This window comes from Escherichia albertii NBRC 107761 = DSM 17582, from assembly GCF_000759775.1.
Lineage (GTDB): Bacteria > Pseudomonadota > Gammaproteobacteria > Enterobacterales > Enterobacteriaceae > Escherichia > Escherichia albertii.
This window is the reverse complement of the sequence record NZ_BBMY01000131.1, coordinates 1-14,194: the sequence shown is the minus strand read 5'-3', so window position 1 is coordinate 14,194 and position 14,194 is coordinate 1. Positions and strand designations below refer to the sequence as shown.

Here is a 14,194-nt window from a genome sequence, read left to right as displayed (position 1 = left end):
CAGTAAGTTGGCTGCATCACCGCCTGCAGCATTCCAGTCGATGGTGCAGCAGTTCCGTAGCGACCTTGCCGGTATGGCGGCGCAGTGTCATGGTGGAAGCGCTCAAAAAGTGCCGTGGATTTGTGGCGACACCACATACATCTGGAAACAGAAGTACGCCACACAATATGAGGCGGTGTATGGCGCTTATAAAGGAAAGGAAGCACAGAATATTTTCTTTGTTCCTTTTATGACAGATAGCAGTGGTGAAAACACGCCCACGAATGAGCCGACGGAAGATCCGGATATCGTGGCTGCCGGTTATTACGGAGCGGCATCCCGGACATCGGCCAACTGGACGTCAGCAGACCGTGCGAGCCATTTCAGTGCCTGGGCACGGCGTGGGATTATTGCAGACAGAATGGCCTCGGCTATCCTGTCGCAGGCAGGGCGCTCACAGGCATTTATTGCCGGTGTAAAACCGGAGAACACACCATCAGCAGGTGGCTCTACGTCGCCGGATGACTCATCCCTGGAATCGATATCGCTTCTGGCCTCCGCCGGCGATGTTGCTTCTCAGGGGTGGAATATTACCGGGGGCAGCGTTCAGTTATCGGATGGCGTACTGAGAATTGTCAAAGAGAGCGGTAAAAGCTGGATACTATCGCATCCGGTGAAGAATGCATCCTCACTGCTGAGCCGGGGAGGGAAGCTGACCTGTAAGTTCCGTCTGACTGGTGCTCTGACAAACAACCAGTTTGGACTGGGGCTTTATCTGTACACAGACGCTCCTGTTCCTGATGGTGTGACGATGACGGGGACTGGTGATCCGTTCCTGATGTCGTACTTTACGCAGACCACCGACGGCAAACTGAATCTGATGCACCACAGGAAGTCAGGAAACACGAAGCTGGGGGAATTCGGGAACTACAGTAACGACTGGCAGGCGCTGGAGCTGGTGTTCACCGCCGGCAGTGCCACGGTTACTCCGAAACTGAATGGAGTGGCTGGCCCGGCATTCCAGGTTATAAAAGACAGTCTGACACTGGGACTGAATGCGCTGACGCTGACGGATGTTACAAAAAATGCAGCGTATGGCGTTGAGATAGAAAGTCTGGTGCTGGAGATAAATGCACCGGCAGCATAATAAAAAAAGCCAGCGACTGACCTGAAAGAAGACGCTGGCTAAAAGGCCTTATATGTTTGTAGAGACTTATTTTTCACAGACAGCAATGATGCCTGTCAATATATTATCAATATGCGGATTGTTTCAGTTACAGATGCTTTATTAAGGAAAAAAACAGCCAGCACTGACTTTCGGTGAAGAGGTGCTGGCTCAAAAGGATAGATGTACTTCACATGTTGCTTCTATATGGCGGTACATTTTCTGACAGACAGTGACGGATGTTGTCAAGATATTGTGTCATTTATAACCTGAATCAGGGGGGGAGCCGGAATGTTATCTGGCATTTTTAGCAGAGCCTGAATGCCATAATCACGGCTCCCGGTGTTGGCCGTCAGTGGGTGACACTGGCGGCTTTTTTGTTTTTCTTTACTTTCATTTTCTGTCGGCGGTGACGGAGACATACATCAGATGGAAAAAATCACAACAGGTGTGTCATACACCACGTCAGCGGTGGGGACGGGATACTGGTTACTGCAGCTGCTGGACAAAGTCTCTCCGTCCCAGTGGGTGGCAATAGGTGTGCTGGGAAGTCTGCTGTTTGGCCTGCTGACGTATCTGACAAATCTTTATTTCAAGATTAAAGAAGATAAGCGTAAGGCTGCGAGAGGTGAATAATGTCGCCGTCATTACGCAAGGCTGTTGCAGCTGCTATTGGTGGTGGGGCTGTTGCCATAGCGTCTGTGCTCATCACTGGTCCAGGTGGTAACGATGGTCTGGAAGGTGTCAGCTACATACCATACAAAGATATCGTTGGCGTATGGACTGTATGTCACGGACACACCGGAAAAGACATCATGCCCGGTAAAACGTATACCGAAGCAGAATGCAAAGCCCTCCTGAATAAAGACCTTGCCACGGTCGCCAGACAAATTAACCCGTACATCAACGTCGATATACCGGAAACAACGCGCGGCGCTCTTTACTCGTTCGTTTACAACGTGGGCGCTGGCAATTTCAGAACATCGACGCTTCTTCGCAAAATAAACCAGGGCGATATCAAAGGCGCATGTGATCAGCTACGGCGCTGGACATACGCTGGCGGTAAGCAATGGAAAGGCCTGATGACTCGTCGTGAGATTGAGCGTGAGGTCTGTTTGTGGGGGCAACAATGAGCAGGGTAACCGCGATTATCTCCGCTCTGGTTATCTGCATCATCGTCTGCCTGTCATGGGCTGTTAATCATTACCGTGATAATGCAATCGCCTACAAAGAACAGCGCGATAACAAGGCCAGTGAACTGGAGAAGGCGAACGCCACCATTACTGACATGCAGCAGCGCCAGCGTGATGCTGATGCACTCGATGATAAATACACGAAGGAGTTAGCTGATGCGAAAGCTGAAAATGATGCTCTTCGGCGCAAGCTTGATAATGGTGGTCGGGTGCTCGTCAAAGGAAAATGCCCTGTGCCATCCTCAGCCGAAACCTCCAGCGCCTCCGGCATGGGCAATGATGCCACCGTCGAACTCTCTCCAGTTGCTGGACGAAACGTTCTCGGTATCCGGGACGGAATTATCCGCGACCAAACAGCACTGAGAACGCTTCAGGAATACATCAGGACGCAATGCCTTCGATGATAGCGATAATTTTACTCATCATCCTTCACATCTGGCTCTGTAGACAGGGTGGTGCTCACTTCTGGAGTGAATCCAGATTAAACATCTCATTGCTGATGCTTGATATTGAGCATTTTGCGCGCGGTAAGGGGCTGCGTTGAGATAAGAGCCAGTCATTACAAATACCAGGATTTAGCCTCGCATTCGCGGGGCTTTTTATTGCCATTACAAAAGCCACTTCCTACAGAGTGGCTTTGATAATGGCTTATACCCTACACGGGATAACTTAACTGATATCCCTTTTAAAGGATAAAGGTATTCAAGCCTGACACATCATGCGCTGTATCGTCGCCGTATTCCCGTATTAACAGAGACCGTAGCCCGACGGGGAACTCCTTCTGCGCGAGTGTGTGGGAATAATCAAAAACGATGCACACCGGGGTTACCGGGTACACATATTTCATCATGCCAGCGAGTCCGGTTCTGGCACGGAAGAAACCGGACGTTATGATTTAGTGCGGAAATATTTGTGTAGTGTTCTGAATGTTCTCAGTAAAGAGTAATGAATTATCAAAGGTATAGTAATACCTTTTGTTTTCGTGGATATTTGTAATCCATCTGAAAACCCCTGCTGTAGCAAGATTTTTCCTGTATTCGTAAAATGATAACTCTCCTGATTTGAATCCTTTTAAGGTGGCTTCTATAAGGCATTTATTTTTTGAAAATCTTACATTTACAACCTTACCCTGTCCTTTTATTAAAACCGTATTATCGTTTTCAAGAACAAGATGAATATTCTCTGTGGCTAAATAGTAAATGTAATGTGAGACATTGTGACGTTTTAGTTCAGAATAAAACCAGTGATAGTTTAAATTATTTCGCACTTTATCGAATATTTGTTTAAAAATGGCAACCTGAGCCATTGTAGTACCTTCCATGTGATATGAGGGGTGTAGTCTGCACGATTATCTAAATTGCTTCAATCTGGTCTGATCTGTTTTCTGAGCAATTCAGTAATGTCACTCTTTTCTTTGTTTGCTTCAGGAGAAACTCTTTTTTCTGAGCACAGTCTCCGGCGGCAGGCTTCAATGACCCAGGCTGAGAAATTCCCGGACCCTTTTTGATCAAGAGCGATGTTAATTTGTTCAATCATTTGGTTAGGAAAGCGGATGTTGCGGGTTGTTGTTCTGCGGGTTCTGTTCTTCGTTGACATGAGGTTGTCCCGTATTCAGTGTCGCTGATTTGTATTGTCTGAAGTTGTTTTTACGTTAAGTTGATGCAGATCAATTAATATGATACCTGCGTCATAATTGATTATTTGACGTGGTTTGATGGCGTAGATGCACGTTGTGACATGCAGATGATAATTATTATCATTTTGCGGGTCCTTTCCGGCGATCCGACAGGTTACGGGGCGGCGACCTCGCGGGTTTTCGCTATTTATGAAAATTTTCCGGTTTAAGGTGTTTCCGTTCTTCTTCGTCGTAACTTAATGTTTTTATTTAAAATACCCCCTGAAAAGAAAGGAAACGACAGGTGCTGAAAGCGAGCTTTTTGGCCTCTGTCGTTTCCTTTCTCTGTTTTTGTCCGTGGAATGAACAATGGAAGTCAACAAAAAGCAGCTGGCTGACATTTTCGGTGCGAGTATCCGTACCATTCAGAACTGGCAGGAACAGGGAATGCCCGTTCTGCGAGGCGGTGGCAAGGGTAATGAGGTGCTTTATGACTCTGCCGCCGTCATAAAATGGTATGCCGAAAGGGATGCTGAAATTGAGAACGAAAAGCTGCGCCGGGAGGTTGAAGAACTGCGGCAGGCCAGCGAGGCAGATCTCCAGCCAGGGACTATTGAGTACGAACGCCATCGACTTACGCGTGCGCAGGCCGACGCACAGGAACTGAAGAATGCCAGAGACTCCGCTGAAGTGGTGGAAACCGCATTCTGTACTTTCGTGTTGTCGCGGATCGCAGGTGAAATTGCCAGTATTCTCGACGGGATCCCCCTGTCGGTGCAGCGGCGTTTTCCGGAACTGGAAAACCGACATGTTGATTTCCTGAAACGGGATATCATCAAAGCCATGAACAAAGCAGCCGCGCTGGATGAACTGATACCGGGGTTGCTGAGTGAATATATCGAACAGTCAGGTTAACAGGCTGCGGCATTTTGTCCGCGCCGGGCTTCGCTCACTGTTCAGGCCGGAGCCACAGACCGCCGTTGAATGGGCGGATGCTAATTACTATCTCCCGAAAGAATCCGCATACCAGGAAGGGCGCTGGGAAACACTGCCCTTTCAGCGGGCCATCATGAATGCGATGGGCAGCGACTACATCCGTGAGGTGAATGTGGTGAAGTCTGCCCGTGTCGGTTATTCCAAAATGCTGCTGGGTGTTTATGCCTACTTTATAGAGCATAAGCAGCGCAACACCCTTATCTGGTTGCCGACGGATGGTGATGCCGAGAACTTTATGAAAACCCACGTTGAGCCGACCATCCGCGATATTCCGTCGCTGCTGGCGCTGGCTCCGTGGTATGGCAAAAAGCACCGGGATAACACGCTCACTATGAAGCGTTTTTCCAATGGTCGTGGCTTCTGGTGCCTGGGCGGTAAAGCGGCAAAAAACTACCGTGAAAAGTCAGTGGATGTGGCGGGTTATGATGAACTTGCTGCCTTTGATGAGGATATTGAACAGGAAGGCTCTCCGACGTTCCTTGGCGACAAACGTATTGAAGGCTCGGTCTGGCCAAAGTCCATCCGTGGCTCCACGCCCAAAGTGAGAGGCACCTGTCAGATTGAGCGTGCAGCCAGTGAATCCCCGCATTTTATGCGTTTTCATGTTGCCTGCCCGCATTGCGGGGAGGAGCAGTATCTTAAATTTGGCGACAAAGAGACGCCGTTTGGCCTCAAATGGACGCCGGATGACCCCTCCAGCGTGTTTTATCTCTGCGAGCATAATGCCTGCGTCATCCGCCAGCAGGAGCTGGACTTTACTGATGCCCGTTATATCTGCGAAAAGACCGGGATCTGGACCCGTGATGGCATTCTCTGGTTTTCGTCATCCGGTGAAGAGATTGAGCCACCTGACAGTGTGACCTTTCACATCTGGACAGCGTACAGCCCGTTCACCACCTGGGTGCAGATTGTCAAAGACTGGATGAAAACGAAAGGGGATACGGGAAAACGTAAAACCTTCGTAAACACCACGCTCGGTGAGACGTGGGAGGCGAAAATTGGCGAACGTCCGGATGCTGAAGTGATGGCAGAGCGGAAAGAGCATTATTCAGCGCCCGTTCCTGACCGTGTGGCTTACCTGACCGCCGGTATCGACTCCCAGCTGGACCGCTACGAAATGCGCGTATGGGGATGGGGGCCGGGTGAGGAAAGCTGGCTGATTGACCGGCAGATTATTATGGGCCGCCACGACGATGAACAGACGCTGCTGCGTGTGGATGAGGCCATCAATAAAACCTATACCCGCCGGAATGGTGCAGAAATGTCGATATCCCGTATCTGCTGGGATACTGGCGGGATTGACCCGACCATTGTGTATGAACGCTCGAAAAAACATGGGCTGTTCCGGGTGATCCCCATTAAAGGGGCATCCGTCTACGGAAAGCCGGTGGCCAGCATGCCACGTAAGCGAAACAAAAACGGGGTTTACCTTACCGAAATCGGTACGGATACCGCGAAAGAGCAGATTTATAACCGCTTCACACTGACGCCGGAAGGGGATGAACCGCTTCCCGGTGCCGTTCACTTCCCGAATAACCCGGATATTTTTGATCTGACCGAAGCGCAGCAGCTGACTGCTGAAGAGCAGGTCGAAAAATGGGTGGATGGCAGGAAAAAAATACTGTGGGACAGCAAAAAGCGACGCAATGAGGCGCTCGACTGCTTCGTTTATGCGCTGGCGGCGCTGCGCATCAGTATTTCCCGCTGGCAGCTGGATCTCAGTGCACTGCTGGCGAGCCTGCAGGAAGAGGATGGTGCAGCAACCAACAAGAAAACACTGGCAGATTACGCCCGTGCCTTATCCGGAGAGGATGAATGACGCGACAGGAAGAACTTGCCGCTGCCCGTGCGGCACTGCATGACCTGATGACAGGAAAACGGGTGGCAACGGTACAGAAAGACGGACGGCGAGTGGAGTTTACGGCCACTTCCGTGTCTGACCTGAAAAAATACATTGCGGAGCTGGAAGTGCAGACCGGCATGACACAGCGACGCAGGGGACCTGCAGGATTTTATGTATGAAAACGTCCACCATTCCCACCCTTCTGGGGCCGGACGGCATGACATCACTGCGTGAATATGCCGGTTATCACGGCGGTGGCAGCGGATTTGGTGGGCAGTTGCGGGCGTGGAATCCACCGAGTGAAAGTGTGGATGCAGCCCTGCTGCCCAACTTTACCCGTGGCAATGCCCGCGCGGACGATCTGGTACGCAATAACGGCTATGCTGCCAACGCCATCCAGCTGCATCAGGATCATATCGTCGGGTCTTTTTTCCGGCTCAGTCATCGCCCAAGCTGGCGCTATCTGGGCATCGGGGAGGAAGACGCCCGTGCCTTTTCCCGCGAGGTTGAAGCGGCATGGAAAGAGTTTGCCGAGGACGACTGTTGCTGCATTGACGTTGAGCGAAAACGCACGTTCACCATGATGATTCGGGAAGGTGTGGCCATGCATGCCTTTAACGGTGAACTGTTCGTTCAGGCCACCTGGGATACCAGCCCGTCGCGACTGTTCCGGACACAGTTCCGGATGGTCAGTCCGAAGCGTATCAGCAACCCGAACAATACCGGCGACAGCCGGAACTGCCGTGCCGGTGTGCAGATTAATGACAGCGGTGCGGCGCTGGGATATTACGTCAGCGAGGACGGGTATCCTGGCTGGATGCCGCAGAAATGGACATGGATACCCCGTGAGTTACCCGGCGGGCGCGCCTCGTTCATTCACGTTTTTGAACCCGTGGAGGACGGGCAGACCCGCGGTGCAAATGTGTTTTACAGCGTAATGGAGCAGATGAAGATGCTCGACACGCTGCAGAACACGCAGCTGCAGAGCGCCATTGTGAAGGCGATGTATGCCGCCACCATTGAAAGTGAGCTGGATACGCAGTCAGCGATGGATTTTATTCTGGGCGCGAACAGTCAGGAGCAGCGGGAAAGGCTGACGGGCTGGATTGGTGAAATTGCCGCGTATTACGCCGCAGCACCGGTCCGTCTGGGAGGCGCAAAAGTGCCGCACCTGATGCCGGGGGACTCACTGAACCTGCAGACGGCTCAGGATACGGATAACGGCTACTCCGTGTTTGAGCAGTCACTGCTGCGGTATATCGCTGCCGGGCTGGGTGTCTCGTATGAGCAGCTTTCCCGGAATTACGCCCAGATGAGCTACTCCACGGCACGGGCCAGTGCGAACGAGTCGTGGGCGTACTTTATGGGGCGGCGAAAATTCGTCGCATCCCGTCAGGCGAGCCAGATGTTTCTGTGCTGGCTGGAAGAGGCCATCGTTCGCCGCGTGGTGACGTTACCTTCAAAAGCGCGCTTCAGCTTTCAGGAAGCCCGCAGTGCCTGGGGGAACTGCGACTGGATAGGCTCCGGTCGTATGGCCATCGATGGTCTGAAAGAAGTTCAGGAAGCGGTGATGCTGATAGAAGCCGGACTGAGCACCTACGAGAAAGAGTGCGCGAAACGCGGTGACGACTATCAGGAAATTTTTGCCCAGCAGGTCCGTGAAACGATGGAGCGCCGCGCGGCTGGTCTTAAACCGCCCGCCTGGGCGGCTGCAGCATTTGAATCCGGGCTGCGACAATCAACAGAGGAGGAGAAGAGTGACAGCAGAGCTGCGTAATCTCCCGCATATTGCCAGCATGGCCTTTAATGAGCCGCTGATGCTTGAACCCGCCTATGCGCGGGTTTTCTTTTGTGCGCTTGCAGGCCAGCTTGGGATCAGCCGCCTGACGGATGCGGTGTCCGGCGACAGCCTGACTGCCCAGGAGGCACCCGCGACGCTGGCATTATCCGGTGATGATGACGGACCACGACAGGCCCGCAGTTATCAGGTCATGAACGGCATCGCCGTGCTGCCGGTGTCCGGCACGCTGGTCAGCCGGACGCGGGCGCTGCAGCCGTACTCGGGGATGACCGGTTACAACGGCATTATCGCCCGTCTGCAACAGGCTGCCAGCGACCCGATGGTGGACGGCATTCTGCTCGATATGGACACACCGGGCGGAATGGTGGCGGGAGCATTTGACTGCGCTGACATCATCGCCCGTGTGCGTGACATAAAGCCGGTATGGGCGCTGGCCAACGACATGAACTGCAGTGCAGGTCAGCTGCTTGCCAGTGCCGCCTCCCGACGTCTGGTCACGCAGACCGCCCGGACAGGCTCCATCGGCGTCATGATGGCTCACAGTAATTACGGCGCTGCGCTGGAGAAACAGGGCGTGGAAATCACGCTGATTTACAGCGGCAGCCATAAGGTGGATGGCAACCCCTACAGCCACCTTCCGGATGACGTCCGGGAGACACTGCAGTCCCGGATGGATGCAACCCGCCGGATGTTTGCGCAGAAGGTGTCGGCATATACCGGCCTGTCCGTGCAGGCTGTGCTGGATACCGAGGCTGCAGTGTACAGCGGTCAGGAGGCCATTGATGCCGGACTGGCTGATGAACTTGTCAACAGCACCGATGCGATCACCGTTATGCGTGATGCACTGGATGCACGTAAATCCCGTCTCTCAGGAGGGCGAATGACCAAAGAGACTCAATCAACAACTGTTTCAGCCACTGCTTCGCAGGCTGACGTTACTGACGTGGTGCCAGCGACGGAGGGCGAAAACGCCAGCGCGGCGCAGCCGGACGTGAACGCGCAGATCACCGCTGCGGTTGCGGCAGAAAACAGCCGCATTATGGGGATCCTCAACTGTGAGGAGGCTCACGGACGCGAAGAACAGGCCCGCGTGCTGGCAGAAACCCCCGGTATGACCGTGGAAACGGCCCGCCGCATTCTGGCCGCAGCACCACAGAGTGCACAGGCGCGCAGTGACACTGCGCTGGATCGTCTGATGCAGGGGGCACCGGCACCGCTGGCTGCAGGTAACCCGGCATCTGATGCCGTTAACGATTTGCTGAACACACCAGTGTAAGGGATGTTTATGACGAGCAAAGAAACCTTTACCCATTACCAGCCGCTGGGCAACAGTGACCCGGCTCATACCGCAACCGCGCCCGGCGGATTGAGTGCGAAAGCGCCTGCAATGACCCCGCTGATGCTGGACACCTCCACCCGTAAGCTGGTTGCGTGGGATGGCACCACCGACGGTGCTGCCGTTGGCATTCTGGCGGTTGCTGCTGACCAGACCAGCACCGCGCTGACGTTCTACAAGTCCGGCACGTTCCGTTACGAGGATGTGCTCTGGCCGGATGCTGCCAGCGACGAGACGAAAAAACGGACCGCGTTTGCCGGAACGGCAATCAGCATCGTTTAACCTGACCCTTCATCACTAAAGGCCGCCTGTGCGGCTTTTTTTACGGGATTTTTTTTATGTCGATGTACACAACCGCCCAGCTGCTGGCGGCAAATGAGCAGAAATTTAAGTTTGATCCGCTGTTTCTGCGTCTCTTTTTCCGTGAGAGCTATCCCTTCACCACGGAGAAAGTCTATCTCTCACAAATTCCGGGACTGGTAAACATGGCGCTGTACGTTTCGCCGATTGTTTCCGGTGAGGTTATCCGTTCCCGTGGCGGCTCCACCTCTGAATTTACGCCGGGATATGTCAAACCCAAGCATGAGGTGAATCCGCAGATGACCCTGCGTCGCCTGCCGGATGAAGATCCGCAGAATCTGGCGGACCCGGCTTACCGCCGCCGTCGCATCATCATGCAGAACATGCGTGACGAAGAGCTGGCCATTGCTCAGGTCGAAGAGATGCAGGCCGTTTCTGCCGTGCTTAAGGGCAAATACACCATGACCGGTGAAGCCTTCGATCCGGTTGAGGTGGATATGGGCCGCAGTGCGGCGAATAACATCACGCAGTCCGGCGGCACGGAGTGGAGCAAGCGTGACAAGTCCACGTATGACCCGACCGACGATATCGAAGCCTACGCGCTGAACGCCAGCGGTGTGGTGAATATCATCGTGTTTGATCCGAAAGGCTGGGCGCTGTTCCGTTCCTTCAAAGCCGTCAGGGAGAAGCTGGATACCCGTCGTGGCTCTCATTCCGAGCTGGAGACAGCGGTAAAAGACCTGGGTAAAGCGGTGTCCTATAAGGGGATGTATGGCGATGTTGCCATCGTCGTGTATTCCGGACAGTACGTGGAAAACGGCGTCAAAAAGAACTTCCTGCCGGACAACACGATGGTGCTGGGGAACACTCAGGCACGCGGTCTGCGTACCTATGGCTGTATTCAGGATGCGGACGCACAGCGCGAAGGCATTAACGCCTCTGCCCGTTACCCGAAAAACTGGGTGACCACCGGCGATCCGGCGCGTGAGTTCACCATGATTCAGTCAGCACCGCTGATGCTGCTGGCTGACCCTGATGAGTTCGTGTCTGTACAACTGGCGTAATCGTGGCCCTTCGGGGCCATTTTCTCTCTGTGGAGGAGTCCATGACGAAAGATGAACTGATTGTCCGTCTCCGCTCGCTGGGTGAACAACTGAACCGTGATGTCAGTCTGACGGGGACGAAAGAAGAACTGGCGCTCCGTGTGGCAGAGCTGGAAGAAGAGCTTGATGACACGGGCGACACTGCCGGTCAGGATACCCCTCTCAGCCCGGAAAATGTGCTGACCGGGCATGAAAATGAGGTGGTATCAGCGCAGCCGGATACCGTGATTCAGGATACGGCTGAACTGGTCACGGTCGTGGCACTGGTGACGCTGCATACCGATGCACTTCACGCCACGCGGGATGAACCTGTGGCATTTGTGCTGCCGGGAACGGCGTTCCGTGTCTCTGCCGGTGTGGCAGCTGAAATGACAGAGCGCGGCCTGGTCAGAATGCAATAACGGGAGGCGCTGTGGCTGATTTCGATAACCTGTTCGATGCTGCCATTGCCCGCGCCGATGAAACGATACGCGGGTACATGGGAACGTCAGCCACCATTACATCCGGTGAGCAGTCCGGCGCAGTAATACGTGGTGTTTTTGATGACCCTGAAAATATCAGCTATGCCGGACAGGGCGTGCGCGTTGAAGGCTCCAGCCCGTCCCTGTTTGTCCGGACTGATGATGTGCGGCAACTGCGGCGTGGAGACACGCTGACCATCGGTGAGGAAAACTTCTGGATAGATCGTGTTTCGCCGGATGATGGCGGAAGCTGTCATCTCTGGCTTGGGCGGGGCGTACCGCCTGCCGTTAACCGTCGCCGCTGAAAGGGGGATGTATGGCCATAAAAGGTCTTGAGCAGGCCGTTGAAAACCTCGGCCGTATCAGCAAAACGGCGGTGCCCGGTGCGTCAGCAATGGCCATTAACCGCGTTGCTTCATCCGCGATATCGCAGTCTGCGTCACAGGTTGCCCGTGAGACAAAGGTACGCCGGAAACTGGTAAAGGAAAGGGCCAGGCTGAAAAGGGCTACGGTTAAAAATCCGCAGGCCATTCTCCGTTACGGTCGTAACGTCACGAAGATGGATGCCTTTGGCTGTACCAGCCGGGGGCAGGCGCACCGCGCTGGGCTGTGGCTGATTAAAACAGAACTGCTGGAAACGCAGACCGTGGACTTCAGCGTGGGTGCCGAAGGGCTTCGCCATGTACCGGGCGATGTCATTGAAATCTGCGATGATGACTATGCCGGTATCAGCACCGGTGGTCGTGTGCTGGCGGTGAACAGCCAGACCCGGACGCTGACGCTCGACCGTGAAATCACGCTGCCATCCTCCGGTACCACGCTGATAAGCCTGGTTGACGGAAGTGGCAATCCGGTCAGCGTGGAGGTTCAGTCCGTCACCGACGGCGTGAAGGTAAAAGTGAGCCGTGTTCCTGACGGTGTTGCTGAATACAGCGTATGGGGGCTGAAGCTGCCGACGCTGCGCCAGCGACTGTTCCGCTGCGTGAGTATCCGTGAGAACGACGACGGCACGTATGCCATCACCGCCGTGCAGCATGTGCCGGAAAAAGAGGCCATCGTGGATAACGGGGCGCACTTTGACGGCGAACAGAGTGGCACGGTGAACGGTGTCACGCCGCCAGCGGTGCAGCACCTGACCGCCGAAGTCACTGCAGACAGCGGGGAATATCAGGTGCTGGCGCGATGGGACACACCGAAGGTGGTGAAGGGCGTGAGCTTCCTGCTCCGTCTGACCGTAACAGCGGACGACGGCAGTGAGCGGCTGGTCAGCACGGCCCGGACGACGGAAACCACATACCGCTTCACGCAACTGGCGCTGGGGAACTACAGGCTGACAGTCCGGGCGGTAAATGCCTGGGAGCAGCAGGGTGATCCGGCGTCGGTATCGTTCCGGATTGCCGCACCGGCAGCGCCGTCGCGGATTGAGCTGACGCCGGGCTATTTTCAGATAACTGCCACGCCGCATCTTGCGGTTTATGATCCGACGGTACAGTTTGAGTTCTGGTTCTCGGAAAAGCGGATAGCGGATATCAGGCAGGTTGAAACCACAGCCCGCTATCTTGGCACGGCGCTGTACTGGATAGCTGCCAGTAGCAATATTAAGCCGGGCCATGATTATTATTTTTACGTTCGCAGTGTGAACACCGTTGGCAAATCGGCATTCGTGGAGGCTGTCGGTCAGCCGAGTGATGATGCATCAGGCTATCTGGATTTTTTCAAAGGCGAGATAGGGAAAACCCATCTGGCTCAGGAGCTGTGGACGCAGATTGATAACGGTCAGCTTGCGCCTGACCTGACTGAAATCAGGACGTCCATAACGGATGTCAGCAATGAAATCACACAGACCGTCAATAAGAAACTGGAAGACCAGAGTGCAGCGATCCAGCAGATACAGAAGGTTCAGGTTGATACAAATAATAACCTGAACAGCATGTGGGCAGTGAAGCTGCAGCAGATGCAGGACGGACGCCTTTATATTGCGGGTATCGGTGCCGGTATTGAGAACACCTCTGACGGCATGCAGAGTCAGGTGCTGCTGGCGGCAGACAGGATTGCGATGATTAATCCTGCGAATGGCAACACAAAGCCGATGTTTGTTGGTCAGGGCGATCAGATATTCATGAATGAAGTGTTCCTGAAATATCTGACGGCTCCCACCATTACCAGTGGCGGCAATCCTCCGGCATTTTCCCTGACATCAGACGGAAAGCTGACCGCTAAAAATGCGGATATCAGTGGCAGTGTGAATGCGAACTCCGGGACGCTCAACAACGTCACGATTAACGAGAACTGTCGGGTTCTGGGAAAACTGTCCGCGAACCAGATTGAAGGCGATCTCGTTAAAACAGTGGGCAAAGCTTTCCCCCGGGACTCCCGTGCACCGGAACGGTGGCCATCAGGGA

General features: G+C 54.0%; 16 protein-coding genes and 2 pseudogenes. 16 read left to right on the top strand and 2 right to left on the bottom strand.

Translation table 11 applies throughout. The features are described from left to right. The 5 genes from EA14781_RS25005 to EA14781_RS18820 all read left to right on the top strand — a co-directional run. On the top strand, window positions 1-1,126 hold a 1,126-nt coding region (locus EA14781_RS25005; protein WP_042336039.1), incomplete at its 5' end, for a DUF6645 domain-containing protein. Between the two features lie 447 nt (window positions 1,127-1,573). Further along, entirely contained in the window at window positions 1,574-1,780 is a 207-nt protein-coding gene (locus EA14781_RS18835) for a class II holin family protein (protein WP_000411802.1), read from the top strand. Further along, a complete protein-coding gene (gene rrrD / locus EA14781_RS18830; RefSeq protein WP_000075132.1) occupies window positions 1,780-2,277 on the top strand; it encodes a lysozyme RrrD in 498 nt (165 codons plus the stop codon). Before EA14781_RS18835 ends, rrrD begins: the two co-directional genes overlap by 1 nt. Next, the gene (locus EA14781_RS25325; protein ID WP_000092273.1) at window positions 2,274-2,741 is read left to right on the top strand and encodes a lysis protein; all 468 of its coding nucleotides are present in this window, start codon (window positions 2,274-2,276) and stop codon (window positions 2,739-2,741) included. The genes rrrD and EA14781_RS25325 overlap by 4 nt, the downstream gene beginning before the upstream one ends. Continuing rightward, on the top strand, window positions 2,729-2,881 hold the full coding sequence (locus EA14781_RS18820) for a hypothetical protein (RefSeq protein ID WP_001139678.1): 153 nt from the start codon (window positions 2,729-2,731) through the stop codon (window positions 2,879-2,881). The genes EA14781_RS25325 and EA14781_RS18820 overlap by 13 nt, the downstream gene beginning before the upstream one ends. A 351-nt stretch (window positions 2,882-3,232) precedes the next feature. Here EA14781_RS18820 and EA14781_RS18810 read toward each other — a convergent pair whose 3' ends face one another. Both EA14781_RS18810 and EA14781_RS18805 read right to left on the bottom strand, forming a co-directional pair. Continuing rightward, on the bottom strand, window positions 3,233-3,643 hold the full coding sequence (locus EA14781_RS18810) for a DUF1398 domain-containing protein (protein ID WP_000079508.1): 411 nt from the start codon (window positions 3,641-3,643) through the stop codon (window positions 3,233-3,235). A gap of 56 nt (window positions 3,644-3,699) precedes the next feature. Next, window positions 3,700-3,933, bottom strand: coding sequence for a YlcI/YnfO family protein (locus EA14781_RS18805; RefSeq protein ID WP_001663509.1), 234 nt, complete (start codon window positions 3,931-3,933; stop codon window positions 3,700-3,702). A gap of 388 nt (window positions 3,934-4,321) precedes the next feature. Between EA14781_RS18805 and EA14781_RS18790 the strand changes: the two genes are divergently transcribed. The 11 genes and pseudogenes from EA14781_RS18790 to EA14781_RS18740 form a co-directional block, all read left to right on the top strand. Further along, window positions 4,322-4,867 carry a DNA-packaging protein gene (locus EA14781_RS18790; protein ID WP_000453576.1) on the top strand — a complete coding sequence of 182 codons (546 nt, stop codon included), beginning with the start codon at window positions 4,322-4,324 and terminating at the stop codon, window positions 4,865-4,867. Further along, entirely contained in the window at window positions 4,842-6,767 is a 1,926-nt protein-coding gene (locus tag EA14781_RS18785; protein WP_001027268.1) for a phage terminase large subunit family protein, read from the top strand. The genes EA14781_RS18790 and EA14781_RS18785 overlap by 26 nt, the downstream gene beginning before the upstream one ends. Next, the gene (locus tag EA14781_RS18780; protein ID WP_000198149.1) at window positions 6,764-6,970 is read left to right on the top strand and encodes a phage head-tail joining protein; all 207 of its coding nucleotides are present in this window, start codon (window positions 6,764-6,766) and stop codon (window positions 6,968-6,970) included. The genes EA14781_RS18785 and EA14781_RS18780 overlap by 4 nt, the downstream gene beginning before the upstream one ends. Then, window positions 6,967-8,568 carry a phage portal protein gene (locus tag EA14781_RS18775; protein WP_002430191.1) on the top strand — a complete coding sequence of 534 codons (1,602 nt, stop codon included), beginning with the start codon at window positions 6,967-6,969 and terminating at the stop codon, window positions 8,566-8,568. The genes EA14781_RS18780 and EA14781_RS18775 overlap by 4 nt, the downstream gene beginning before the upstream one ends. After that, window positions 8,549-9,868, top strand: coding sequence for a S49 family peptidase (locus EA14781_RS18770; protein WP_000123333.1), 1,320 nt, complete (start codon window positions 8,549-8,551; stop codon window positions 9,866-9,868). Before EA14781_RS18775 ends, EA14781_RS18770 begins: the two co-directional genes overlap by 20 nt. 9 nt (window positions 9,869-9,877) lie before the next feature. Beyond that, a complete protein-coding gene (locus EA14781_RS18765; RefSeq protein WP_002430190.1) occupies window positions 9,878-10,210 on the top strand; it encodes a head decoration protein in 333 nt (110 codons plus the stop codon). 56 nt (window positions 10,211-10,266) lie between these two features. After that, window positions 10,267-11,292 (top strand): major capsid protein, encoded by a 1,026-nt coding sequence (locus EA14781_RS18760; protein ID WP_000063265.1) that lies wholly within the window; start codon window positions 10,267-10,269, stop codon window positions 11,290-11,292. 41 nt (window positions 11,293-11,333) lie between these two features. Then, the gene (locus EA14781_RS18755; protein WP_000158928.1) at window positions 11,334-11,732 is read left to right on the top strand and encodes a DNA-packaging protein FI; all 399 of its coding nucleotides are present in this window, start codon (window positions 11,334-11,336) and stop codon (window positions 11,730-11,732) included. A gap of 11 nt (window positions 11,733-11,743) precedes the next feature. Beyond that, window positions 11,744-12,097 (top strand): head-tail joining protein, encoded by a 354-nt coding sequence (locus EA14781_RS18750; RefSeq protein WP_000752975.1) that lies wholly within the window; start codon window positions 11,744-11,746, stop codon window positions 12,095-12,097. An 11-nt stretch (window positions 12,098-12,108) separates the two neighbouring features. Then, window positions 12,109-12,282 (top strand): annotated as a pseudogene (locus EA14781_RS25485) (phage tail protein); the annotation flags it as partial. Between the two features lie 21 nt (window positions 12,283-12,303). After that, window positions 12,304-14,194 (top strand): annotated as a pseudogene (locus EA14781_RS18740) (TipJ family phage tail tip protein); the annotation flags it as partial.